This window comes from Actinophytocola algeriensis (genome assembly GCF_014203735.1).
GTDB lineage: Bacteria > Actinomycetota > Actinomycetes > Mycobacteriales > Pseudonocardiaceae > Actinophytocola > Actinophytocola algeriensis.
The window spans coordinates 65,782-87,963 of record NZ_JACHJQ010000007.1; the positions used below are offsets into that span (position 1 = coordinate 65,782).

Sequence of the window (22,182 nt, forward strand, 5' to 3'; positions counted from 1 at the left end):
CGACGAAGGACCCCTTCATCACGCTCAGTGCGACGAAGGACCCCTTCGTCACAGGCACCGGTGGGCTGGCTCATTCGTCGCGGCTGTCAGCCTGCTTGGCCGGTCGCCTGCGCAGCACCCAGAACAGGCCGCCCGCGACGACCAGCGTGCCGACGACACCCAGGACCCCGGCCACGCCGGTGAACCGGTCGTCGCCGCCCACCGCGTAGTCGGCCAGGGGGCCGTCGGCCAGATCGTGGTCCTTCGCGTTCTTGGCGATGCAGTCGCCGGTCAGTTCCTCGCCCGCGTCGGTCTCGACGACCTCGCAGCCCTTCAGGGTGGCCGAGTCGAGGCCGTCGGGGTCGGAGTCGGCGAAGTAGGAGAACACGCCCGCGAACACCAGTGCCACGAGCGCGAAGGCCACGAAGAACAGCCCGGTCTTCTTCGTCGTCGGGGTGCTCATGCCGCGCTCCGGATCTCGAGTGGCTTCTCCGTGCCCCGCAGCAGGTGCACGAGGTCGGGCCGGGCGGCGGCGACCGCGGTGACGGTCAGCGCGGTGATGATCCCCTCGCCGATGCCGATCAGCGCGTGCAGCCCGACCATGGTGGCGGTGACGCCGCCCAGGGAGAACGCCGCGTCGCCGCCGATCGCGAACTCGAGCACGAACCCGAGGGAGGCGATCACGGTGTTGAGGAACGCGGCCAGGAACGCGACGGCGGCGAGCCCCGTCTTGCTCCGCGTGGCGACCGACCGCAGCGCGACGGCCACGAGGTAGCCGGCGGCGGTGCCGATGATCGCCATGTTGGTGATGTTGGCGCCCAGCGCGGTCAGCCCGCCGTCCGCGAACACCAGCGCCTGCACCACCAGCACGATGCCGACACACAACGCGCCGACGTAGGGCCCGGCGAGGATCGCGGCGAGCGCACCACCGAGCAGGTGCCCGCTCACTCCCGGCAGGATCGGGAAGTTGAGCATCTGGGTGGCGAACACGAAGGCGGCGACGAGACCTGCCATCGGCGCGGTGCGGTCGTCGAGGTCGCGGCGGGCGCCGACCATGGCGACCGCCATGCCGATCACCGCGACCCCGCCGAAGATCAGCGAGGTCGGAGCGTTGATCAGGCCATCGCTCATGTGCATGGCTACGGTTGCGGACACACCGGTCAGCCTAGATACCACATACAGGCAATCACCAGTGGTTTGCAACAACGATGTGGCGCGGAGCGACCGGGCGGATCCGGCATACGCTGGGGGAATGTCCTCGGCGCTGTCGGTGGCGATCCAGCCTGACGAGCGGCTGCGCCCCCTGCTGACCAGGGACTACCTGCGCTACCGCCAGCCAGCCGAGGACGGTGCCGCGTGGCTCGCGCCGCCGTCGGCCGTGGTGACTGTGATCATCAACATGGGTGCGGCGTTCGGCGGTCTCCCCCACGCGTTCGTGGCGGGGCCGTCCGACGCGTGCGGCGTGGTGTCGATGGCCGGTGAGATCGACTGCGTCGAGGTGAAGCTCACGCCGCTCGGCGCGTACCGCCTGTTCGGGGTGCCGGTGTCCGAGCTGACCGGCGAGGTCGTCGACCTCACCGAGCTGGCCGACCTGCGCCCCGACCGCCTCGACGAGGGCCTGCTGCGGCTCGCCGACGCGGGTAGGGCACCGGCGGGCGAGGTCGCGTGGGTGTGGCGGCGGCTGCACGCGGCGCACGGGAACCTGCCGATCGCCGCGCTGGCCGCCGAGGTCGGCTGGAGCAGGCGGCACCTGGTCAACCGGTTCCGCGCGCAGACCGGGCTGCCACCCAAGACCCTCGCGCGGGTCCTGCGGTTCTCCGAGCTGCTGCGGCGGCTGCCGGGCGGTGAGCTGTCCGAGGTCGCGGCCGTGTGCGGGTACTACGACCAGGCGCACATGAACCGCGACTTCCGTGAGTTCGCGGGCACCACGCCGGGCGCGTGGCTGGCCCGGTTCCCTTCCGTCCAATACCCGTGGGTGCGCGCGACCTAGCGTCGCGACATGAGCATCTACGCCGCCGTCAACTACTCCGACCCCAACGCCGCCGTCGACTGGTTGTGCAAGGCGTTCGGGTTCACCGCCGACGAGGTCTTCCACGACGACGCGGGGGTGGTCCAGCACGCCGTCCTGTCGTTCGGCGCCGGGAAGGCAATGGTCAGCGGCCCGCGTGAGCCCGGCTGGCTCGGCGGCACCGCCGCGACGCCGCTCGCCTCGCCCATCAGCCTCTACCTCGTGGTCGACGACCCGGTCGCCCACCACGACCACGCCGTGGCCGAGGGCGCGAACGTCGTGCGCGGGCTGGAGCACACGGACTACGGCTCGCACGAGTACTCCGCCCGCGACCCCGAGGGCAACCTGTGGTCCTTCGGCACCTACCGGCCCTGAGGCAGGCTGACCCACAGCCACGCGCGCCGCGGTGACTCCTTCATCGTGAGGTCGACCAGCGGGACCTGGTCGGCGGCGACCGGCAGGTAGCCGGGCGCGAAGTCGCCGTTCGCCGTGTCGAGCACCAGCACCACCAGGTCGGCGTCGAGGTTCGTGGCGGCGGCGCGGCGCAGCGGCTCGCTGTCGACCAGCCTGCTGATGTTGATCACGAGCGGGCAGGTGAGGCGGTCCGCCCGACCGGACCCGACGACCATCCGCAGCCGTATCCGGTCCCCGTGGGCGGCGTTGTCGGCCGCGAGCCGGGTGGCCGCGGAACGCAACACCGCGGGCAGGAGCCCGGCGGGGTCGCCGTGGGCAGGCAGGCACACGACCGTGCCGTCACCGGTGCCGCTGTCGCTGTCGTGGTCGACCTCGTCGACGGCGTCGCCGAGGTCGGTCACCACCTGCCGCAACAACGCGTGCAGCCGAGCCCCCAGGTGCACCTGCGCCTGCTCGGTGCGCCTGCCGTAGCTGACCACGTCCACCGCGAACCCGAGCCGGTCGGTCCGGACCCGCCGCCCCCTCGCCGGCGGGTACGGCGCCGTGGGGTCAGCGGGTTCCCTCGGCATGATTTCGACCGTAGCGGGCATTGATTTCGCTGCCGGGAAACGACCCGGATTTGTCAAAGATATGTCCGGAGACATTTTCTGGACACTTCGCCGGTGGACTTGACAATCGCCGACCTGTAACCATGTTCAGGTGGCGGCGAGCACGTACGACGAACTCCTGGAAATACCGCGTGGACGCGGGATGCTGGCCAACGACGTCGCGGACCGGATCGGCCCGGGGCTGCGAGTCGCGTGCGGGGTCGCCCCGGACGACTCCCCCGCGCTGGTCCGGCGCAAGGTCGGCGACCGGCTGGGCGAGCTGTGCGGCAGACTGCCCACCGACCTGCGGATCTCCGTGCTGGCCGCGCTCGCGCTGCACCCCGAGGCCGACCACCAGTTCATGCAGGACCGCATGGGGTGGGCCGCGCACCACATCAACCGCGACCACCCGAGGGCCGCCGTGCGGCGCATGAAGGTCGGGTTCCGGATCATCGCCGAGCAGCTCGACGACCTCGTCGACGACCCGACGATCAACCAGGGCTGGCACGCCGTCTCGCTGCGCGCGCTGCTCCGAATGGACGTGGACCCGCCGCAGCTGCTCGAGGAACGCACGATCGTGTCGACCGCGGACGGGCTGGAGGAGGTCGAGCTGCGCCTGTCCGCCCCCGGCGGGGACGACGACAGCCCGATCAACGCGACGGTCCTGTACGGCGGGGAGATCACCGGCAGTGAGCGGGTCGCGCCGAGCCACCGCAAGTTCGCGCTGCGGCTGCCCGCGCCGCTGCGGGCGGGCGAGCAGCACGAGTACGGTGTACGGTTCACCGCTCACCCGCGTGCGGTCATGCCGCCCTACTACGTGCTGACGCCGCTGCAGCCGTGCGCGAAGTTCAGCGTCCGCGTGCGGTTCGCCGCGGTGCCCGCCCGGATCTGGCGGGTCGACGGCATCCCGCCGCGCGCCATCGACGACTACGCCCCCGACGACGCCCTCGTGTCCGCCGACCGGTTCGGCGAGGTCGCGCTCGAGTTCTCCCGCCTGCAGCAGGGGCTGAGCTACGGCGTCCGGTGGGCGGCGCCGTGACGACAGGCGAACTGGTTCCCGAGACGTTCCTCAGCTACCTCGATCCCGCCGACCACGAGTTCCTCCTCGGCCGCGGCACGACGCGGCGGCTGCCCGCCGACACCGTGCTCATGCACGAGGGCGACCCGACCAACCACGTGCTGGTGCTGCTGTCCGGCTGGGTGCGGGTGTACCGGACCACCCCGGACGGGCAGGTGGTCCTGCTCGCGCTGCGCGGGCCGGGCGACGTGATCGGCGACATCGCCGCGATGATGGACGTGCCGCGCACGGCGACCGTGGACTCCATGCAGGACACCGGTTTCATGCAGTTCCGGCACGACGAGTTCCTGGCGTGCGTGCACGAGCGGCCCGCGCTGGGCTTCGCCCTGCTCAAGCAGATGGCGGCGCGGCTGCGGGACTCCGACGCGGCACGCGTGGACTTCGCCGCGATGGACGTCGCGCAGCGCGTCGCGTCCCTGCTGGTGCACCTCGCCGACACCCACGGCAGCATGACGTCGCGCGGGGTGGAAGTGCGGATGCCCTTGACACAGCAGGACATCGCGAACAGGGTGGGTGGCTCACTGCGCGCCGTGGCGCGGGCCGTCGCGGCGTTCCGCGAACGCGGGCTGCTCATCACCGCGCGCCGCGAGTTCGTCGTCACCACGCCCGAGGTGCTGCGGTCGTTCTCCGGCAACATGCCAAATGGCACATAGCGAAGGTGTCATCGGTCGTCGAGGTTTCCTCCCCACAGGCGCATTCTTCTCCTTGATCCGGTAGCTCCGGATTCTCACTGGGGGCGGGGAGGTCGAGATGAAGTACCTGTGCACGGTTTCCGTGGCAATGCGGCTGGGATTCTGGCTGTTTCTGACCGGGGTGGCCTGCGGGCTCTTTATCGGCCTCCACGTCTGAGGCAAAGGAAAAGGAGGCCGAAAGTGGAAAGTCACTTTGTGCTGGTCCTGCTGCTCGGCTGAAGGGGAACACAAATGGAGCCGCCGGCGACTGGGGGTCGCCGGCGGCTCCGTGTCCGGTGTGGATCAGACGAACGCGTTGATGCCGGTGAGCTTGCGGCCGATCAGCAGCTTCTGCACCTGGCTCGTGCCTTCGTAGAGCGTCATCACGCGGGCGTCGCGCAGGATCTTCGCGACCGGGTACTCGTCGAGGTAGCCGTAGCCGCCGTACACCTGGATGGCGAGGTTCGCCGCCGTCACCGCGTTCTCGCTCGCGAACAGCTTGGCCATGGAGGCCTCGGAGTTGAACGGGAGCCCGCGGTCGACCAGGTCGGCCACCCGCCACACGAGCAGCCGCGCCGCGTCGGTGCCGACGGCCATGTCGGCGAGCATCTGCTGCACCAGCTGGAAGGACGCGATCGGCTTGCCGAACTGGTTGCGCTCCCCCGCGTACTTCACCGACGCCTCGAGCGCAGCGCGCGCGAGGCCGACGCACCCGGCCGCGACCGACATGCGTCCCTTGTCGAGCGCCGCCATCGCGATCTTGAAGCCCTGCCCCAGCTCACCGAGCACCGCGTCGTCGCCGACCCGCACGCCGTCGAGGACGAGCTCGCCCGTCGACTGGCCACGCAGGCCGAGCTTGCCCTTGATCTCGCGGTGGGTGAACCCCTCGGTGCCGGTCGGCACGAGGAACGCGGTCACGCCCCGCGGTCCCCCCTCACCGGTGCGGGCGAAGACGAGTGCCAGGTCGGCCCACGTGCCGTTGGTGATGAACATCTTCGAGCCGGAGAGGACCCAGCCATCACCGTCGCGGACGGCCTTGGTGGCGAGGTTGCCCGCGTCGGAGCCGGTGTCCGGTTCGGTCAGTCCGAAGCACGCGAGCGACTCGCCGGAGCACAGGCGGGTGAGCCACCGTTGTTTCTGCTCCTCCGTGCCGTACGTCTGGATCGTCTTGCCGACCAGTCCCAGCGAGACGGACACGATGCCCCGGATCGCCGAGTCACCCCGGCCGAGTTCCTCCATCATCAGGCAGTACGACAGGTGGTCCCCGCCCGAGCCGCCGTACGAGTTCGAGATGGTCAGCCCGAGGAACCCGATGTCGGCGAGCTTGCCGACGATCGCCCGGTCGACCTGCTCTGCCCGGTCCCAGTCACGGACGTGAGGCACGACCTCCCGGTCGATGAAGTCCCGCGCGAGCTCCCGCAGCGCGGCCTGCTCTTCGGTGAGCGACAAGTCCATGACCTGCACCTTACGTTCATCCGCGGTGGCTGCGTGACAGCGCCCGGAAAGACCGTTTACTCCGCCCAACCACCCTGTGCACGGAGCCCTACCTCGGCGCGCGGCCGGTCACGCCGTCGAGCCCGTCCAGGATGGTGTGAACGCGGTCACGCTGCGAGGTCGGGAATGTCCGCACCGTGGCTTTTCCGTCGCTCACGGCGGAGTACTCAACCACAGCGCCCGCCACACGTCTGACTCCCGAAATAACCTCTTTCCGAGGGGAGTCGAGAAATGTTACGAAGATCCGGCCTACTGGTTTCCCTACTGGCGATCATCTTCGCCCTCATCCCGGCGGCCACCGCGTCGGCGGCCCCGTATTGCGGCATCACGTGGGGCTCGACCGCGAAGTCGGCCAACCCCACCGCGACCGGCAACCTGACCAACGTCCGAGCCGGCCGCCACGACTGCTACGACCGGCTCGTCTTCGACACCACCGGCCCGGCGAACGGGTACTGGGTGTCCTATGTGGACGTCATGCACGAGGACCCGACCGGGGCGGTGGTCCCGTTGCGCGGCGGGGCGAAGCTGTCGGTCACGGTCCAGGCCCCGTCGTACGACATGTCCGGCGCGCGGACGTACTTCTACGCGAACCGGGCCGAACTGGTCAACGTGACCGGGTACTCGACGTTCCGGCAGGTCGCGTTCGCCGGCTCGTTCGAGGGCTCGACCACGGTCGGCCTTGGCGTGCGGGCCCGCCTCCCGTTCCGCGTCTTCACCCTCCCGAACCGCATCGTCGTGGACGTGGCCCACTTCTGGTGACCCCGCCCAGGCAGGCCCGCGCGGTGCTCACACGCCACGCGGGCCACCGCCTTGAGAACGGCTGTCACACCTAGCCCCTGCCGAACGACTCACGTCATATGACCGTGGCGATCCGAGTCCTGGACGAGCTACGCCGCTGCAGCGTCCCCCTCGACGACGACCAGTTGGCGAAGCGGCTGAGTGTCAGCCCACGCCAGACGATCAACCAGGTCTGCCGACGCCTGGCGGCCGAAGGCCGTCTGCGGCGATTCGACGGTCCCGACGGCAAGATCGTCAACGAACTCCAACTCACGGACGGCGAGGTCCTTGTCAGGGAACTTCCTGCCGGTGACAGCACCGAACAACGCCAAGCGGAGGCCATGGTCCTTCAACTGCTCGGCGAACGTCTCGGATTGACGCTGCGACCGTGCAACATCCCACTCGGCGACGGCGTTCGGGCGGAAGTCGACGGAGTCGACGAAGCGTTCACGACCCTCGTCGAGGTGTGGGCGCGCCACGGCCCGCCGAAACCCGCTCAGAAACACAAGGTTCTGGCCGATGCGCTCAAGTTGATCCACGTCGGCAGGGTTCTCAGGACATCGCCGAGGCTCATCCTGTGTCTGTGCGACGCCGAAGCCGCACGCCACTTCAGTACCGCGCGATCGTGGGCGGCCGACGCGCTTCGCGCCTTCGACGTCGAGGTCATCGTGATCGACGTTCCCGCGGATGTCTCGGCCGCGGTGCGTGCCGCGCAGCTGCGGCAGGTTCGCTGAATGCCGTGGCGAGCTCGCCTCCCGGCGAGCCCGCCCCTCGATCAGCTCACGCCCGCGCCGTGGGCGGACACCCAGCGTTCCATCGAGTACTCGACCATCGTGATCAGTGTGTTCTTCACCGACTCGCGGTCGCGGGCGTCGCACTGGACTATCGGTACGGTTTCCGCGATGGCGAGGGCGTCGCGGACCTCGTCGATGCCGTGTGTCTGCTCGCCGTCGAAGCAGTTCAGGCCCACCACGTACGGTAGTCCGCGGTCCTCGAAGAAGTCGATCGGTGAGAAGGAGTCGGCCAGCCGTCGGGTGTCGGTCAGGACCACGGCACCGATGGCGCCCCGGACCAGGTCGTCCCACATGAACCAGAAGCGTTCCTGGCCTGGGGTGCCGAAGAGGTAGAGCACCAGGTCCTTGTCCAGCGACACGCGGCCGAAGTCCATGGCGACCGTGGTGGTCTGTTTGCGTGGTGTGGCGTCGAGGTTGTCGATGCCGACGCTGGCCTCGGTCATGACCGCCTCGGTGGTGAGCGGCATGATCTCCGACACCGAACCGACGAACGTGGTCTTGCCCGCGCCGAAGCCGCCACCGACGACGATCTTCACCGATGTGAGCGACGGGGCGTCAAAGCCGACGGAGTCCACTCAAAACCCTTTCCATCAACGTGAGATGTGCTTTGTTGGCGCCACCGGTGGCGGTCTTGTGCACGATCACCAAGCCCAGCCCGGCCATGTCGCCGAGCAGCACCTTGGCCACGCCGAGCGGTACCGCCAGCAGGGTGGCGACCTCGGCGACCGACCTGGGCTCGCCGCAGATCTCCGCGATGGAGCGGTGTTCGGTCTGCGTCAGGGCCTCGATGTTCTCGCCGTGCTCGCTCGTGGACACCATCGTCTCGATCCGCAGGTCCACTGTGGACTTCGTGCGGCCCCGCGTCCACGCGTAGGGGCGCACCATCTGCGCGTCCGCGACCAGGTCCTCGTCGGTCACCGGGTAGATCGACGGGGTCACGACCGGCGCGGACGACGGAATCGTCCAGGACCACGCCGCGCGGTCGACGATCTCCTGGCCGGACGGGCCCACCGGGTCGGCCGGGTCGGCGGACGCGGGCTGACCGTCCTGCTCGGCCTTCTTCTTCCGCTTGCGCCTGCCGCCCCCGAGCGTCAGCCCGTTGAGGACGTCGGCGAACCCGGCGTCGTGGTCGGTGCCGTCGGTGCTCACGCCGGCAGCCCAGCCATCCTCCCGCCGGCACCCTGGAGCTGTGCCCTGAGCTCCGGCGTGAGGATCACCCCGACACGGTCGACGAGCAGCGTCATCTCATACGCGACCTGCCCGATGTCACACAGCGGCGACGCGAGCACCGCCAGCGCGGAACCGTCGCTGATGGCCATCAGCAGCATGATCCCGCCGTCCATCTCGACGATGGTCTCCTTGACCGTGCCGGCCTCGAAACAGCGCGCGGCGCCCTGCGTGAGCGACACGAGACCGGACGCGACGGCGGACAGCTGGTCCGCGCGGTCGATGGGCAACCGGGCGGAACAGGTGAGCAGCATCCCGTCCGCGGACACCACGACGGCGTGCGCAACCCCGGGGACCCGCTCGGCGAAGTCGTTGACCAACCATCCGAACTGACTTGGTTGGGCCTGCGGCGAAGTCATTCACTCTCCTGTTGCTGCTTGTGATCACGGTGCTGTCCATTGAGGAGGCCGTTCGTGGAGGAACGTTCCGCGAGGCTCCTGCGACCGCGGGACAGCCCCTTCTGGAAACTCCCGAGCCGCCCGCGCATCTCCTCGGCGCGCTCGGCCCTCGGCTGCGCGGCCCCGCTCCCGTTCCCGTTGCCGGAGTGGGAAACGCTGCCGGGCACCAGGTTCTGCCTCGGACTGCGCCGCGGCAGGCCACCCGAGGTGAAGTCCACCGGGGTCGCCGTGGACACCTGGTTCGCGGCCCGCCAGCCGATGTCCGCGGCGAACCGCCAGCCCGCGTGGGACAGGTCCAGCCGCACGGTCTCCGCGTCGGCCGCGTCCACAGCGGACTTCGCGGGCGGGGGCGGGACAGGCGGGCCTGCCGGCGCGGGCGGGTCAGTGGTCGGACGGGGCGGGGTCACCGGAGCGACGTCAGCGGAGGCGGGTTCGGCGCCGCTCCGGTGATCCCGCGCCTTGCGGACGCCCTGCCGGTAGTCACTCAACCGGCTGCGGACGTCGTCCGCGTCGCGCGCGTGCCGAGGCAGTTCGCCGGGCGCGTCCGCGCTGCCGGGAACCAGGTTCTGCCTCGGACTGCGGCGCGGCAGCCCACCCGAGGTGAACTCGGACGGTTCGGCGTTCGACACGGCACGGGCGGTGTCGAAGCCGGAGTCGGCGGCGAAGTTCCAGGCGTCGCGACCGCGTTGCTGATCGTCCTTGCTCGGCGGCTGGGATTTCGCGGAGCTGGCGGAGCGAACATCCGACGCGAGCATGGCGGCCGCGGTCGCGTCGTCCACCGCCGGGTCGGAGACCGCGCGGAACCAGGCCGACACCATCTCGTCGAAGATCGGCGTGGTCTCCTCGATCGCCGACCGGTCGACCGGGGTGCTCGCGGTCCACCACCCGGTGGTGTCCTGCTCATCCCCCTCTGCCGGGGAGAACAACCCGGCACCGGACGTCTGGCGGGCGGGTGGCTCGAACGGGCCGCGCGGGCCCGCGATCTCGCCGGGGCCGGACTGTTCGGTCCGTCCCGTACCGCGCTGCCCCGGCATCTTCCCGCTGGGCGAGCGGCGTGGCAGCGGCGGGTTGCCCGACCGCTCGTCCTGCGTGCTCTCCCGGGCCGTCTCGCGGGCCGTGGGCTCCTCCGGCGCGGGCTGCTCGCGGCGCGGCAGCGGCGACGGCTTGATCCCGTTGAGACCGTGCACGCCGTTCACGCCGTTGGTGCCGCTAGTGCTGTTGGCACCGCTCGCGTGCCCGTTGCTGTGACCGTTGGCGTGCCCGTTCGTGCGCCCGTTGGTCCCGTTGACGTGCGTGCCGTTCGTGCCGTTCGTGCCGTTCGTGCCGTTCGTGCCGTTGACGGTCGTCGACCGCTCACCGGCCAGCGAGAACGGGACGAGCAGGCTGGTGCCGTTCGGCTGGGCCTTCACCCGCTCCGGCTCGGCCGGGGTCTCGGCGGGCACGATCACGTCGGCGGGCACGGTCACGGTCGCCCGGACGCCCTTGACGTCGTGGCCGCCGTTCAGCCGGACCTCGATGCCGTGCCGCCCGGCGAGACGGCCGATCACGAACAGGCCCATGCGGCGCGAGGTCGCCACGTCGATCAGCCCGGAGTCGGCGAGCTTCGCGTTGGCCTCGTCCAGCTCGGCCTGGTTCATGCCGATGCCCTCGTCGAGCACCGCGATGCACACCTGACCGTCCTCGAAGGAGTGGCTCGCGATCGTCACCTGCGTGTCCGGCGCGGAGAACGCGGTCGCGTTGTCGAGCAGCTCCGCGGTGAGGCGCACCAGGTCGCCGACGGCGTACCCGACCACCTGCACCGAGGGCGGCGGCAGCAGCACGACCCGTTGGTACTGCTCGATCTCCGACACCGACGCGCGCAGCAGGTCGGCGAGGTTGGTCGGCCGCTGCGGACGCCTGCCGCCCTCGTTGCCCGACAGCACCATGAGGTTCTCGTTGTTGCGGCGCATGCGGGTCGCGAGGTGGTCCAGCTGGAACAGCGTCGCGAGCTGGTCGGCGTCCTCCTCGTCGCGCTCCAGCCGCTCGAGCAGCTGCAGCTGGCGCTGCACGAGGCCCTGGCTGCGGCGCGACAGGTTCACGAACACCGACGAGTAGGTCGCCCGCAGGCCTGCCTGCTCGGTGGCGAGCTTGAGCGCCTGGCGCTGCACGGCGTCGAACGCGCGGGCCACCTGCCCGACCTCGTCCATCGACGTCACCGGCACCGGGGGCAGCTCGATGTCGCCCGCCAGCTCGCCGCGGTCGCGGATGCGGATCACGGCGACGGGCAGCGCGCGCTCGGCGACATCGAGCGCGCCGTTGCGCAGCGCGGCGAGCGAGCTGAGCAGGTGGCGGCCGACGACGAACATCACGCCGATCGCGACCACGAGCGCGACGAGGAGGATCACCGCGGCGAGGCCCGCGCCGTCGCTCGCCTCGTCCTGCAGCGCGGCGGACCGGTCCCGCAGGTCCTCGCCGAGGACGGCCGCGACGTCGGCGATCCGCTTGGCGGTCAGCGTCGAGCCTTCCTCCCACACCTGCGGGCTGGTCGGCAGCGGGGCGCCGGGCGGGTTCGCGATCACCGCCGCGACGATGTTGTTGCGGCCCGCGATGCCGGTGCCCGACACGGTGGTGTCGTACAGGTCGACGCGGTCGGCGCCGGCGAGGGAGTAGAAGTCGGCGAGCCGGTCGGCCTGCCTGCCGACGGACGCGGTGAGCGCCTCGACCTCCGGGCCGGTGAGGCTGCCGCGCGCGGCACCGACCGCGATCACGGCGTACTGGAAGGAGACCTCTTCCTTGATCGCCTCGAGGTCGTGCAGTGCGGAGGCCGTCGACGCCAGGGTCGGGTCGATCGCCTCGGACGCCATGGTGCGGTCGAACCGCAGTAGCGCGCCGACGACCGCGGAGTAGCGGACGACGGCGTTGGCCGCGTCGAAGCCGGGCACCGCGACCTGCTCGCGGATGACGGGGAGCTCGCCGAGCCACCGCTGGGCGTCGGCGAACCGCGCGGCGGCGGCCTCGTGGTCGAGCGTGACGCGGCCCGCGGCGCGCACGAACGCGGCCCGCGCGTTGTCGGTGTTGAACCGCTCGTCGGTGAGCTTGCGCGGCAGGTCCTCCGCGCGGGCGGCAAGCAGCGCGCCCGCCGCGCCGCGCTCGGCCTGCAGCGCCCCGACCAGCTCGCGCAGCTCCTGGTCGACCACGACCAGCCGGTCCACCCGCCGGTACGAGCTCGCCTTCTCGACCTGGTCGGAGATCTGCATGGTGCCGAGCACGATCGCGAAGACGACCGGCACGAGCGTGACCGCGGCGAGCTTGACGGGGAGGTTCCAGTCCCGCCAGTTCGCGAGCACGCTCATCAGTGCCGACCACCGGGAGACGGACTCGTCGGCGCGTAGCGCCGCACCGTTCCCTTCCTCGGTTGACACGTTTTGTGTCGCAGGTTTCAAGGCAGCGCCTCATTTCAGAATGAGGAGACGACAATTCCCAGTGGAGCGCACCGCGCGGCTTGCGTCGGGACTGCCGCCGCGGCGAGAACTGAGGATCGATCGTACCCCAGTCAGCCGGTCACGAAAGCATTCGAAAAGTTCGGTGTTGACCTGCGAAAACCGACCGAAAAGCGATCAAGCAAGGGTCGCCGCGGCGCACTCGCCGCCCTTTCGATCATGGCGGTTCTACTGTGGGTCTGGATAGGACTTACTTAATCCCCCGATCGGGTTACGTTGCCTCTCGCGCCACTCGCGACAACCCCTCGGACGATCATGACGTGTCCCCCAAGTGAGGTGCAGATGCACGTGCAGTGACCGTCAGCGACGCTCTCAGCAGGACAAACAGGCCGTAGCCCAGCTTCACCCTGACGCGTGACGCGCTGGTCGGAGCCAGACTTCCGGGATACTGTGCACCCAGCACAACCGGCCCTTGTGACCACGATCCGTCACCTCGATCCTGCGGTGTGCAACTTTCGCAACGCAACGTCACTCGAAGATTCACCGATAGGTGTGAACGCCTGGACACGGCTCGTTCTGTAGTGTCTACTTCGGTCCCGCGAGAGGTGTTGCGTTTTTGAGAACGCCCTCTCCGACGCATCTCCACTTTGAATTCCGGCCGCATGCGTTAATGTGCTGCGGCCACTTCAACGGAGGAACACATGACGCAGGTGGTTCACACCCCGATAACGGCACGCGCACCGGAACAGGCCGGTGCCGGTTTCGGCGGAATCACCACACAGCACGGCACTCCCCCGGTCCCCCCGGACGGTCCCGACTACGCGGCAATCCACGACAGCCCGCAGTTCGCGGCGCTACGCCGTCGTTTCCGGCGTTTCGTGTTCCCCATGGCCGCGCTGTTCTTCGGCTGGTACCTCACCTACGTGCTGCTGGCCGCCTACGCCCACGACTTCATGAGCCACCGCCTGTTCGGACTGGTGACCGTCGGCCTCGTGCTCGGCGTGCTCCAGTTCGTCTCGACGATCGCCATCACCGCCGCCTACGTGCGGTTCGCGCGCAGGAACCTCGACCCCGCGGTCGAGGAACTGCGCGCCGGCGCGGGAGTTACCGACCGATGACCATGATCTCCGCACAGTCCGGCCAGGTCGGCAGCCCGCTGCTGAACCTGGCCGTGTTCGCCGGGTTCGTCGCGATCACGCTGTACGTCGTGTACCGGGTGAGCCACCGCAACACGTCCACAGCGGACTACTACGCGGCGGGCAGCACGTTCACCGGCTCGCAGAACGGCGTCGCCCTCACCGGCGACTACCTGTCGGCCGCGTCGTTCCTCGGCATCGCCGGTGCGATCGCGGTCCACGGCTACGACGGGTTCCTGTACTCCATCGGGTTCCTCGTCGCGTGGCTCGTGGCGCTGCTGCTGGTCGCCGAACTGGTCCGCAACACGGGCCGCTTCACGATGGGTGATGTACTGGCGTACCGGATGCGCCAGCGCCCGGTCCGCGCCGCGGCCGCGACGTCCACGCTCGTGATCTCGTTCTTCTACATGCTGGCGCAGATGGCGGGCGCCGGTGGCCTCGTGGCGCTGCTGCTCGACGTGCACGGCAAGGGCGGGCAGGCGCTGGTGATCTGCGTCGTCGGCCTGATCATGATCTTCTACGTGCTCGTCGGCGGCATGAAGGGCACCACGTGGGTGCAGATCATCAAGGCGACGCTGCTCGTGCTGTGCGTCGTGCTGATGACCGTGTTCCTGCTGGGCAAGTTCGGCTTCAGCGTGTCCGCGTTGCTGGACGAGGCCGCCGCGAACAACGCCAAGGGTGAGGCCGTGCTCGTGCCGGGCGTCCAGTACGGCAAGACCGCGATCACCCAGCTGGACTTCGTGTCCCTGTCGCTGGCCCTGATCCTCGGCGCGGCGGCGCTCCCCCACGTGCTGATGCGGTTCTACACGGTGCCCAACGCGAAGCAGGCCCGCCGGTCGGTGGTGTGGGCGATCGGCTGCATGGCCGTGTTCTACCTTGCCACGCTGGTGATCGGCTACGGCGCGTCGGCGCTGGTCGGTTCGGACCGGATCCTGTCGTCGACGGGCAAGGAGAACTCGGCGGCGCCACTGCTGGCGTTCGAGATCGGCGGCACCCTGCTGCTGGGCATCGTGGCGGCGGTCGCCTTCGCGACGATCCTCGCCGTGGTCGCGGGGCTGACGCTGACCGCGTCGGCGTCGTTCGCCCACGACGTGTACGCGAACATCTTCCGCGGCGGCAAGGCCGACCCCCGCTCGGAGGTGAAGGTCGCCCGCAGGACGGCGGTGGTCGTCGGCGTCCTGGCCATGATCGGCGGGATCCTCGCCAACGGCCAGAACGTCGCGTTCCTGGTGGCACTGGCGTTCGCGTTCGCGGCGTCGGCGAACCTGTCGACCCTGTTGTACTCGCTCTTCTGGAAGCGCTTCAACACGACGGGCACGCTGTGGGGCATGTACTGCGGGCTCGGTTCGTGCCTGCTGCTGGTGTTCCTGTCGCCGGTCGTGTCCGGCGCCCCGACGTCGATCTTCGCGAGCGTGGACTTCCACCTGTTCCCGCTGACGAACCCGGGCATCGTCTCGATCCCGATCTCCTTCCTGGCGGGGTACCTCGGCACGGTGCTGTCCAAGGACCAACCGGACGAGGCCCTGCAGAAGGAGATGGCGGTCCGCGCGCTGACCGGGATCGGTCAGTGAGCTGACCCGGGCCTGCGCCCACCCGGACTGTGCCCCTGGCAGCGGCTGCGCCGACCGCCGCCAGGGGCACACCGCTGTCCGGAGTAGTGCGTGAGGTATCGCCGCTCGACGCCGGAACGGCCTGAAAGTCGTGCTGTGGGGCACGTGGGCGCTGTTCGTCGGCGACTACGTCGTGCGGTTCCTGCTGGCCGTCCACAAGGGCCGCTTCCTCGTGCGCACGACCTTCGACCTCGCGGTGGTCGCGCTGCCCATGTTGCGGCCGTGGCGTGCCCTGCGGCTGGTCACCGTCGTGACCGGCAGCTGATGCACTCCGTGCACCGCCAGGTGGCGATGTCGACGCTGATGGTCGGTGGCATCGCCCTGCTCGGCGTGGTCACCGGGCTGGTGGCGTCCTGGTTCGTCCGCACGATCGAGGGGGCCGGACAGCAGGCCGATGAACTGGCCGGGCTGCGGCGGGAACTGCGGGCGGCGGTCGACGCGCTCACCGAGGCGCGGGCCCGCGCTTCAGGTACCGGTGAGACCTCGTTCACTGACGAACGGCCCGCGGTGCGGTAGAACGGTTGTGTGCGTGACCCACTCGCTGGTCTGGCGGACGTGCCGTGGCGGCAGTTGAACCATGCCGACGGCGGCGACGCCTCGGATGTGCCCGATCGGTTGCGGATGTTGCGGTCCGAGAACCTCGACACGCGGACCAGGGCGCTGACCTGGCTTTCCCGGTTGCCCGGGTCGACAGCGGGCGCGGCTGTCGTCGAGTTTCTCGTGGCGATGGTGGACGATCCGGGGACACCGGACCGGGAGGCGCTCGTCAGCCTCCTGCACGACGTCGCGCTCCGGGACATCGATCTGCCCCTGCCCGACGACTTCGAGGCCGACGACGCCTTCCGTGCGGCCGCCAAGCACGTCGACTCCTATGTCGCCTGGCTCTCCGAGCCGCTGCTCGCGGCCCAGGCGGCCGAGATGCTCGCCTACTTCCCCGTCTCGCAGCGGGTGGTCGACGCGTTGCTCGCCGCCGCGGTGCCGGCCAGCGCCAACCTCACCCTCGGCTACGTGACGGGCTACCCGCCCATCGACGCGCACCTCACCGCGGCGCTCGAGTCGTCGGCCAGGGACGTGCGGATGACGGCGGCCGTCGCGCTCGCGTTCCGGCTGGGGTCCGACCTGCCGGGGCAGGCGCTCGACCTGCTCGTCGACGAGGCGCCGCCGCCCGCGCCGCCCGGCTGGGACCGGTCCATGCGGGGGTTCGTCGCGCTCGCGTTGCGCCGGGTCGGGCTCTAGTGCTGTGTCCACCAACGTTTGCCGGGTCCTGCGGCGGGTCCGGCCAAGCCGACGGGGATCGCCGTACCCGTGGTGGGGCTGGGTTTGCCGTGAAAGACGCGTTCAGGACATCGCCGACGCTGTGAAAGCGCCTTTCACAGCACAACGGACGTCGTCAGGGTGCGGGAGACGCCGGGGGCAAACCCGTCCGGCGAGAACAAACCACGAACCCGGCCAACGTAAGTGGACACAGCACTAACTACCTGGTGCGGGATCGCGCCGGATCGATGAGAAAGCGGGGGCATCCACCCCGAGCTAGATCGCTTCGCCCGCGCGGACCTTGTGCGTGACCTTGCGCTCGGCGAAGAACGAGCCGATCGGCACGACGCCGGACAGCATCACCAGGATCGTGCCCTTCAGCGACCAGCGGGCCTTCAGCGCGAGGTCGACGATCACGACCAGGTAGACGATGTACAGGAACCCGTGCACCGGCCCGACGATCGCCGAGAACCGCGGCTCGTCGAACACGTACCTCATGATCATCGCGAAGCACAGCGCCAGCAGGCCGACGCCGACGATGTACGCGAGCACCCGGAACCGGGCCAGCGCACCCCGGACACCGGGGTCGCCGACGGCCTGGGCGGGGTTCTCCTCGTCGGTGACGGGGGACTCGGCGGTCATCGCGTCTCCTGCTCGTGTCGTGCGTTGAGCTGGGCGAGGTAGCGGTTGTACGCGGCCAGCTCAGGGTCGTCATCGTGCGTGTCGCTGTGCGCCTCATCCTGCCTGAGCGGTGTTTTGTCCGGTTCAGGCGGGGGTGCCACGTGTGACACGGGTTGCTCTCGGGGGTGTTCGCGGCTCAGCTTGCGCAGCCGCCAGAACATGAACGCCGGGAAGAGCCCGAACAGCGGCCACTGCAGGACGTACCCGAGGTTCTGCCAGGTCCCGCCGTTCTCGAAGCGCTGCCACTGCCACCAGGCCAGCCCGACACACGCGACGAGCGACACCACACAGAGCAGGACGATCCCGGCTCGGCGAGCCACCACGTTCACGACCGTGACGCTAACACTCCCCCGGCGAACGCCTGCCAGGCCGCACCACCGAAGACGAGGTGCCCCGCGGCCACGTTCTTGGAGTCCCGCACCCCGACGGCGACACCGGCGAAAGCCACTTCGACACAGGCGTCGTTGGCGCCGCCGCCACTGCGGCTGCTCTTGCGCCAGACCGCGCCGGAAAACTCAACCGTGGACACCACAACCGCCTTCTCGGGACTACAGTTCGCCGGCCAGCCGCTCGATGAGCGCCACGGATTCGTTCGGGCTCAGCGCTTCGGACCGCAGCTGATCGAACATCAGTCTAGCCTGGTCGAGTTCCTCGGGTTTCTCGATGTGAAGTGCGCCGGTCACGTGCGCCACGTAGAGCAGAGCGGGGTCCCCGTCGGGAAAACTCAGGACGATGTAGGCGCCACTCGTGCCGGTGTGAGCCCCCGCGGCGTCGGACAGCACCTGGATGCTGACCGTGGGCAGCTCCGCACACTCGACGAGGTGCCGCAGCTGCGCACGCATCACCTCGGCTCCGCCGACCAGCTTGCGCAGGGCCGCTTCATCGATGATCGCCGTCAGCTCGAGGGGGAACTCCTCGTCCTCGAGCCGCCCTTGCCGCATCAGCCGGGCGATCACCTCGTTCTCGACCTGGTCCGCGGGCAGCCGGTGCGCGGCGAAGAGCGCGCGCATGTAGGCCTCGGTCTGGAGCAGCCCCGGGATCTGGATGAGGCTGAACTCGTAGACAGTCGAGGCTTCGGTCTCCGTGCTGATGTAGCCGCGGTCGTCGATGTTGTACTTCGTCCACCAGCCCGGGCGGTTGGCCTCCCGGACGAGGTCGAGCAGCTCCGGGTCGTAGATGTCGTAGAAGTCCATCATCGAGCGGGCCAGGTGCACGTCCGCCCTCGACTGGCCGGTCTCGACGCGGCCCAACGAGCTGCGGGTCTTGTCCAGCCGCAGTGCGGCCTCCGCCAGGGTCAGCCCCGCCTGCTCCCGCATCTGCCGCAGCCGCCGCGCCAGGCGTCGCCGCCGGAACGTGGGCGTCACCCCGATTACCTCCCGTAGCCGAACGATCACAGCATGATCGCAGGCGGGAGGGCGTGAGTGGGAATCCCAGTCAGACCGCGGCCTTGGCGTAGCCGTCGGCGAGGCCGAAGACCTTCTGGCCGTACGGCACGGAGTTGTTGTAGGAGAACACCGCCGCCCACCAGTCCTTCGGCGTGGCGAGGTCGCGGCCGCCGACGCAGAGGTAGCGGGCGGCGGCCAGTGCGGCGTCGTCGATCTGCTGGGGGTCGCCGATGCCGTCGAGGTTGGCGTCGGCGGTCCAGCGCTTCCAGGTCGACGGGATGAACTGCATCGGGCCGACGGCGCGGTCGTGCTCGGCGTCGCCGTCGTAGCGGCCGTTGTCGGTGTCGGAGATGGCCTTCACGCCCGGCGAACCGTCCAGCGGGACACCGATGATCGGCTTGGAGGGGCGGCCGTCGTCGTTCAACCGGGCGCCGCCGTAGCGGCCGTGGTTCGACTCGACGCGGCCGATGCCCGCGAGTGTCGCCCAGGAGAGATGGCAGGCCGGCTGTTCTGTGCGCAGGACCAGTTCGGCGTTGCCGTACGCCATGAGTGCTCTGGCGGGGACATCGATACCGCCGGACACGCGGCCTGCCCAGGCCCGCAGGGGGTCCTCGCCTACCGCGCCCGCCTGGGGCTGCGGTGGGGCCACGGCGCCGGGTCGCACGTTCGCGACAGGAACCGACGCGGCCGGAACCTCGATGGGGCTCTGCTCGGGTGCCGTCGCCGCCTTGTACAGCCACACGCCGCCACCGGCGACCGCGATGACCAGCAGAACCAGGCCGGCGCGGACGAGCACGCCTCGGATGTCAGGTAGCTGGCCGTCGGTCACACAAGGTCAACGACGGCCGTGCCACAACGTTACGAAACGAAGATCAGGCCGACCGGCGCTCGTTGGCGCGCTGCAGCCGGTTGACGCACCAGGCCGGGGCGCTGCCGCGGCGGAGGTGGTCGAGGACGGTCAGGGGACCGAGGCGACGACTGAGGTCGGACGGCGCGAGACCGGCGGCACGGTAGTCCAGCGCGCGCTGGTCGAGCGGGCTGATGCCGGCGTCCCACCACTCCTTGGCCTCGGCGAGACCGCCCACCATCTGCCACCAGCCCGCGGCCGCGGAGATCAGCTCGGCCGGCACATCCGGCAGCCGCTCACGCATGGCCGCGAAGAACCTCGGGTCCGTCGCCTCGACGGCGGCCCAGGGGTTGCTGCTGTTGCCGCCGCGTGCGCGCTGGCCGGGGATCCCCCGCGGCTGGACCGGTACCTCCGCGAGCCACTCCGACGCGATGCGGCTGATCTCGTCCGACTCGGCGGCCTTCGAGTGGTCCTCAGTCCACTGCCGCACCAGGTCATCCACACCGGGATCGTCGAGCATCCTGCCTCCTCCGAGAACTGCGGACTGCCCCGCGGGCTGTGTCTGATGATCGCCTCGCGAGCTTCGCGAAGTCGATGCGGGAACCGTAAAGGCCACCACCGACAATTCGCCAGACCTGATCTCGAGGAAAGGCCGCCAACAGGGCGTACTGGGCCAGAATCCACCCGTACGGTCCAATGTGGCGCGTAGTTGACCCGAAGACAGTCACGTTCCGTGATCCGGCGTGGTACAGACACAGAGAAGCGCCGCCAGGCGTCTGCCGGGCGGCGCTTCGTGGGTGCCAGTGGCTCAGGCGAACACGTTCTTGACGAAGGTGATGATCGCCTCGGCGCCGTCGCGCAGCCAGCCGAGGATGCCCTGCACGGCCTCAGCTGCCTGGGAAGGCTGTGTGATCACGTAGAACAGGATCAGCGCCACGCCCACGAGCATCATGGCCTTCTTCGCGTTCATCAGACTCTCCGTCCCGCCTACTACCCCGTCGGTCGCCCGTGGTTCAACCATCCCATGCGGTTGGACCCGCGTTCATGCAGATGGCTGAGCCCCAGCTTACGGTGCGTACACCGCTGCGCACAGCATCTTCATCCAAACCAGCGAGGAGGCCTACCCATGGTGGAGGAAGTCCGCGTCGAGAAGGCAGGGCCGGTCACGACGGTCCTGATCAACCGCCCAGCGGCGCGCAACGCGGTCGACGGCCCGACCGCCGAGGCACTGGCCGAGGCGTTCCGCGCCTTCGACGCGGACGACTCGTCGTCGGTGGCGGTGCTCGGCGGTGTCGGCGAGGCGTTCTGCGCGGGTGCGGACCTCAAGTCGGTGGGTACCGGTCGAGGGAACCAGCTCACCCCGGTGGCCGACGGTGACGGCCCGATGGGCCCCACCCGCATGGTCCTGACGAAGCCGGTGATCGCGGCGGTCCAGGGCCACGCGGTCGCGGGCGGGCTGGAGCTGGCGCTGTGGTGCGACCTGCGCGTGGCGGACACGACGGCCGTGTTCGGGGTGTTCTGCCGCCGGTGGGGCGTGCCGCTGATCGACGGCGGGACGGTGCGGCTGCCGCGTCTCATCGGCCAGAGCCGGGCCATGGACATGATCCTGACCGGGCGGGCGGTGGACGCGGCGGAGGCGTTCGCGATGGGACTGGCGAACCGGGTGGTCCCGGCCGGGACGGCGTTGTCCTCGGCGCGGGAGCTGGCGTTGTCGCTGGCCGCCTTCCCGCAGACGTGCCTGCGGTCGGACCGGGCTTCGGCACTGTCGCAGTGGGACGCGCCGGACCCGATGGCGGCGGAGTTCGCGCACGGCGGACGTGCGCTGGCGGAAGGCCTGTCCGGGGCGGCCCGCTTCGCAGCGGGCGAGGGCCGCCACGGCGCCTTCGGCTGACATGAAGGACCCCTTCGTCGCGCTGGGCGTACCGAAGGACCCCTTCCTCACACTGGGCGCACTGAAGGACCCCTTCATCCGCTGGGCGTGACGAAGGACCCCTTCGTTGCGCTGGCTGCGCTGAAGGACTCCTTCATCGCGCCCGACGTGACGAAGGACCCCTTCATCACAAGTCGGGGGGCTGCCTCAGTGGCGGGCTGTCATGACCTGCCGAACCGCCTCGCTCGGGACCACGCGCAACGCCACCGCGCGTTCCGCGCACACGGACTGTGCGTGGCGGACGGCGGCGGACACCGCGTGGTCGCAGGCGGACACCGTGCTCAGGTCGAGGGTCAGCATGTCCAGGTCGGACGTGTCCGTCACCTCGAAGAAGTCGGTCACCGAGCGGTTCAGCTCGGCGATCGTGGTCGCGTCCAGGGTGCCGGTGACGCTGATCCCCGACGTGCCGTCGACGAAGATCGTCACCGGCGAGTGTTTCTCAGGCCCTGTGGAGGTCATGACGCGGAGACTATGTCGAAACCCTGCGTTCACA

At 69.8% G+C, this 22,182-nt stretch carries 28 protein-coding genes; 12 read left to right on the forward strand and 16 right to left on the reverse strand.

Annotation, left to right across the window (positions count from 1 at the left end; genetic code table 11):
• Positions 1-70: 70 nt before the first annotated feature.
• A complete protein-coding gene (locus FHR82_RS31530; RefSeq protein ID WP_184814242.1) occupies positions 71-442 on the reverse strand; it encodes a PDGLE domain-containing protein in 372 nt (123 codons plus the stop codon).
• On the reverse strand, positions 439-1,134 hold the full coding sequence (locus FHR82_RS31535) for an energy-coupling factor ABC transporter permease (protein ID WP_311771360.1): 696 nt from the start codon (positions 1,132-1,134) through the stop codon (positions 439-441). The genes FHR82_RS31530 and FHR82_RS31535 overlap by 4 nt, the downstream gene beginning before the upstream one ends.
• Positions 1,135-1,231: 97 nt before the next feature.
• Here FHR82_RS31535 and FHR82_RS31540 point away from each other — a divergent pair, with 97 nt between their 5' ends.
• Positions 1,232-1,969, forward strand: coding sequence for a helix-turn-helix domain-containing protein (locus FHR82_RS31540; RefSeq protein ID WP_184814243.1), 738 nt, complete (start codon positions 1,232-1,234; stop codon positions 1,967-1,969).
• A gap of 9 nt (positions 1,970-1,978) precedes the next feature.
• Entirely contained in the window at positions 1,979-2,362 is a 384-nt protein-coding gene (locus FHR82_RS31545; RefSeq protein ID WP_184814244.1) for a VOC family protein, read from the forward strand.
• On the opposite strand, the gene FHR82_RS31550 is transcribed toward FHR82_RS31545, so the two are convergent.
• Complete coding sequence (locus FHR82_RS31550; RefSeq protein WP_184814245.1) at positions 2,350-2,970, reverse strand: hypothetical protein; 621 nt, start codon at positions 2,968-2,970, stop codon at positions 2,350-2,352. The genes FHR82_RS31545 and FHR82_RS31550 overlap by 13 nt on opposite strands.
• A gap of 130 nt (positions 2,971-3,100) precedes the next feature.
• Between FHR82_RS31550 and FHR82_RS31555 the strand changes: the two genes are divergently transcribed.
• Together FHR82_RS31555 and FHR82_RS31560 are read left to right on the forward strand one after the other, a co-directional pair.
• A complete protein-coding gene (locus FHR82_RS31555) occupies positions 3,101-4,027 on the forward strand; it encodes a hypothetical protein (protein ID WP_184814246.1) in 927 nt (308 codons plus the stop codon).
• Positions 4,024-4,719, forward strand: a complete 696-nt coding sequence (locus FHR82_RS31560; protein ID WP_184814247.1) for a Crp/Fnr family transcriptional regulator — start codon at positions 4,024-4,026, stop codon at positions 4,717-4,719. Before FHR82_RS31555 ends, FHR82_RS31560 begins: the two co-directional genes overlap by 4 nt.
• Before the next feature lie 321 nt (positions 4,720-5,040).
• Here the strand turns inward: FHR82_RS31560 and FHR82_RS31565 are convergent, their stop codons facing one another.
• On the reverse strand, positions 5,041-6,192 hold the full coding sequence (locus tag FHR82_RS31565) for an acyl-CoA dehydrogenase family protein (RefSeq protein WP_184814248.1): 1,152 nt from the start codon (positions 6,190-6,192) through the stop codon (positions 5,041-5,043).
• A 270-nt stretch (positions 6,193-6,462) separates the two neighbouring features.
• Between FHR82_RS31565 and FHR82_RS31570 the strand changes: the two genes are divergently transcribed.
• Positions 6,463-6,990 carry an AMIN-like domain-containing (lipo)protein gene (locus tag FHR82_RS31570; RefSeq protein WP_184814249.1) on the forward strand — a complete coding sequence of 176 codons (528 nt, stop codon included), beginning with the start codon at positions 6,463-6,465 and terminating at the stop codon, positions 6,988-6,990.
• Between the two features lie 98 nt (positions 6,991-7,088).
• A complete protein-coding gene (locus FHR82_RS31575; protein ID WP_184814250.1) occupies positions 7,089-7,742 on the forward strand; it encodes a helix-turn-helix domain-containing protein in 654 nt (217 codons plus the stop codon).
• Between the two features lie 41 nt (positions 7,743-7,783).
• On the opposite strand, the gene FHR82_RS31580 is transcribed toward FHR82_RS31575, so the two are convergent.
• From FHR82_RS31580 to FHR82_RS31595, 4 genes are read right to left on the reverse strand one after another with little or no spacing between them, the layout of a single operon-like run.
• Positions 7,784-8,377, reverse strand: a complete 594-nt coding sequence (locus FHR82_RS31580; RefSeq protein ID WP_184814251.1) for a GTP-binding protein — start codon at positions 8,375-8,377, stop codon at positions 7,784-7,786.
• Positions 8,358-8,951 (reverse strand): DUF742 domain-containing protein, encoded by a 594-nt coding sequence (locus tag FHR82_RS31585; protein ID WP_184814252.1) that lies wholly within the window; start codon positions 8,949-8,951, stop codon positions 8,358-8,360. Before FHR82_RS31585 ends, FHR82_RS31580 begins: the two co-directional genes overlap by 20 nt.
• Positions 8,948-9,388, reverse strand: coding sequence for a roadblock/LC7 domain-containing protein (locus FHR82_RS31590; protein ID WP_184814253.1), 441 nt, complete (start codon positions 9,386-9,388; stop codon positions 8,948-8,950). The genes FHR82_RS31585 and FHR82_RS31590 overlap by 4 nt, the downstream gene beginning before the upstream one ends.
• Positions 9,385-12,828 carry a sensor histidine kinase gene (locus FHR82_RS31595; protein ID WP_184814254.1) on the reverse strand — a complete coding sequence of 1,148 codons (3,444 nt, stop codon included), beginning with the start codon at positions 12,826-12,828 and terminating at the stop codon, positions 9,385-9,387. The genes FHR82_RS31590 and FHR82_RS31595 overlap by 4 nt, the downstream gene beginning before the upstream one ends.
• 719 nt (positions 12,829-13,547) lie before the next feature.
• On the opposite strand from FHR82_RS31595, the gene FHR82_RS31600 reads away from it, so the two are divergent.
• The 5 genes from FHR82_RS31600 (at position 13,548) to FHR82_RS31620 (ending at position 16,828) form a co-directional block, all read left to right on the forward strand.
• Positions 13,548-13,964 (forward strand): DUF485 domain-containing protein, encoded by a 417-nt coding sequence (locus FHR82_RS31600; protein ID WP_184814255.1) that lies wholly within the window; start codon positions 13,548-13,550, stop codon positions 13,962-13,964.
• On the forward strand, positions 13,961-15,553 hold the full coding sequence (locus tag FHR82_RS31605) for a monocarboxylic acid transporter (RefSeq protein ID WP_184814256.1): 1,593 nt from the start codon (positions 13,961-13,963) through the stop codon (positions 15,551-15,553). Before FHR82_RS31600 ends, FHR82_RS31605 begins: the two co-directional genes overlap by 4 nt.
• A gap of 130 nt (positions 15,554-15,683) precedes the next feature.
• Positions 15,684-15,857: a hypothetical protein gene (locus FHR82_RS31610; protein ID WP_184814257.1), complete on the forward strand. Its 174-nt coding sequence runs from the start codon at positions 15,684-15,686 to the stop codon at positions 15,855-15,857.
• The gene (locus FHR82_RS31615) at positions 15,857-16,108 is read left to right on the forward strand and encodes a hypothetical protein (RefSeq protein ID WP_184814258.1); all 252 of its coding nucleotides are present in this window, start codon (positions 15,857-15,859) and stop codon (positions 16,106-16,108) included. The genes FHR82_RS31610 and FHR82_RS31615 overlap by 1 nt, the downstream gene beginning before the upstream one ends.
• Positions 16,109-16,117: 9 nt before the next feature.
• On the forward strand, positions 16,118-16,828 hold the full coding sequence (locus FHR82_RS31620; protein ID WP_184814259.1) for a hypothetical protein: 711 nt from the start codon (positions 16,118-16,120) through the stop codon (positions 16,826-16,828).
• A gap of 294 nt (positions 16,829-17,122) precedes the next feature.
• Here FHR82_RS31620 and FHR82_RS31625 read toward each other — a convergent pair whose 3' ends face one another.
• The 7 genes from FHR82_RS31625 to FHR82_RS31655 form a co-directional block, all read right to left on the reverse strand.
• The gene (locus tag FHR82_RS31625) at positions 17,123-17,488 is read right to left on the reverse strand and encodes a DUF3817 domain-containing protein (protein ID WP_184814260.1); all 366 of its coding nucleotides are present in this window, start codon (positions 17,486-17,488) and stop codon (positions 17,123-17,125) included.
• Positions 17,485-17,856 (reverse strand): hypothetical protein, encoded by a 372-nt coding sequence (locus FHR82_RS31630; protein WP_184814261.1) that lies wholly within the window; start codon positions 17,854-17,856, stop codon positions 17,485-17,487. Before FHR82_RS31630 ends, FHR82_RS31625 begins: the two co-directional genes overlap by 4 nt.
• Positions 17,853-18,056, reverse strand: a complete 204-nt coding sequence (locus FHR82_RS31635; protein WP_184814262.1) for a DUF397 domain-containing protein — start codon at positions 18,054-18,056, stop codon at positions 17,853-17,855. Before FHR82_RS31635 ends, FHR82_RS31630 begins: the two co-directional genes overlap by 4 nt.
• Positions 18,057-18,075: 19 nt before the next feature.
• Entirely contained in the window at positions 18,076-18,891 is an 816-nt protein-coding gene (locus FHR82_RS31640) for a helix-turn-helix domain-containing protein (RefSeq protein WP_311771361.1), read from the reverse strand.
• 70 nt (positions 18,892-18,961) lie between these two features.
• Positions 18,962-19,708, reverse strand: coding sequence for a lytic transglycosylase domain-containing protein (locus FHR82_RS31645; protein ID WP_221464534.1), 747 nt, complete (start codon positions 19,706-19,708; stop codon positions 18,962-18,964).
• A 76-nt stretch (positions 19,709-19,784) separates the two neighbouring features.
• Positions 19,785-20,279: a helix-turn-helix transcriptional regulator gene (locus tag FHR82_RS31650; RefSeq protein WP_184814264.1), complete on the reverse strand. Its 495-nt coding sequence runs from the start codon at positions 20,277-20,279 to the stop codon at positions 19,785-19,787.
• A gap of 288 nt (positions 20,280-20,567) precedes the next feature.
• The gene (locus FHR82_RS31655) at positions 20,568-20,729 is read right to left on the reverse strand and encodes a hypothetical protein (RefSeq protein ID WP_184814265.1); all 162 of its coding nucleotides are present in this window, start codon (positions 20,727-20,729) and stop codon (positions 20,568-20,570) included.
• A 156-nt stretch (positions 20,730-20,885) separates the two neighbouring features.
• Here FHR82_RS31655 and FHR82_RS31660 point away from each other — a divergent pair, with 156 nt between their 5' ends.
• Positions 20,886-21,650 carry a crotonase/enoyl-CoA hydratase family protein gene (locus FHR82_RS31660; protein WP_184814266.1) on the forward strand — a complete coding sequence of 255 codons (765 nt, stop codon included), beginning with the start codon at positions 20,886-20,888 and terminating at the stop codon, positions 21,648-21,650.
• Positions 21,651-21,836: 186 nt separating this feature from the next.
• On the opposite strand, the gene FHR82_RS31665 is transcribed toward FHR82_RS31660, so the two are convergent.
• Positions 21,837-22,148: a hypothetical protein gene (locus FHR82_RS31665; RefSeq protein ID WP_184814267.1), complete on the reverse strand. Its 312-nt coding sequence runs from the start codon at positions 22,146-22,148 to the stop codon at positions 21,837-21,839.
• Positions 22,149-22,182: the final 34 nt, after the last annotated feature.

Excerpts from the sequence above, each read along its gene's own strand:
- FHR82_RS31530 (WP_184814242.1), bottom strand. The coding sequence starts at position 442 with ATGAGCACCCCGACGACGAAGAAGACCGGGCTGTTCTTCGTGGCCTTC.
- FHR82_RS31540 (WP_184814243.1), top strand. The coding sequence starts at position 1,232 with ATGTCCTCGGCGCTGTCGGTGGCGATCCAGCCTGACGAGCGGCTGCGC.
- FHR82_RS31545 (WP_184814244.1), top strand. The coding sequence starts at position 1,979 with ATGAGCATCTACGCCGCCGTCAACTACTCCGACCCCAACGCCGCCGTC.
- FHR82_RS31550 (WP_184814245.1), bottom strand. The coding sequence starts at position 2,970 with ATGCCGAGGGAACCCGCTGACCCCACGGCGCCGTACCCGCCGGCGAGG.
- FHR82_RS31565 (WP_184814248.1), bottom strand. The coding sequence starts at position 6,192 with ATGGACTTGTCGCTCACCGAAGAGCAGGCCGCGCTGCGGGAGCTCGCG.
- FHR82_RS31570 (WP_184814249.1), top strand. The coding sequence starts at position 6,463 with ATGTTACGAAGATCCGGCCTACTGGTTTCCCTACTGGCGATCATCTTC.
- FHR82_RS31575 (WP_184814250.1), top strand. The coding sequence starts at position 7,089 with ATGACCGTGGCGATCCGAGTCCTGGACGAGCTACGCCGCTGCAGCGTC.
- FHR82_RS31590 (WP_184814253.1), bottom strand. The coding sequence starts at position 9,388 with ATGACTTCGCCGCAGGCCCAACCAAGTCAGTTCGGATGGTTGGTCAAC.
- FHR82_RS31600 (WP_184814255.1), top strand. The coding sequence starts at position 13,548 with ATGACGCAGGTGGTTCACACCCCGATAACGGCACGCGCACCGGAACAG.
- FHR82_RS31605 (WP_184814256.1), top strand. The coding sequence starts at position 13,961 with ATGACCATGATCTCCGCACAGTCCGGCCAGGTCGGCAGCCCGCTGCTG.
- FHR82_RS31615 (WP_184814258.1), top strand. The coding sequence starts at position 15,857 with ATGCACTCCGTGCACCGCCAGGTGGCGATGTCGACGCTGATGGTCGGT.
- FHR82_RS31625 (WP_184814260.1), bottom strand. The coding sequence starts at position 17,488 with ATGACCGCCGAGTCCCCCGTCACCGACGAGGAGAACCCCGCCCAGGCC.
- FHR82_RS31650 (WP_184814264.1), bottom strand. The coding sequence starts at position 20,279 with ATGCTCGACGATCCCGGTGTGGATGACCTGGTGCGGCAGTGGACTGAG.
- FHR82_RS31655 (WP_184814265.1), bottom strand. The coding sequence starts at position 20,729 with ATGAACGCGAAGAAGGCCATGATGCTCGTGGGCGTGGCGCTGATCCTG.
- FHR82_RS31660 (WP_184814266.1), top strand. The coding sequence starts at position 20,886 with ATGGTGGAGGAAGTCCGCGTCGAGAAGGCAGGGCCGGTCACGACGGTC.
- FHR82_RS31665 (WP_184814267.1), bottom strand. The coding sequence starts at position 22,148 with ATGACCTCCACAGGGCCTGAGAAACACTCGCCGGTGACGATCTTCGTC.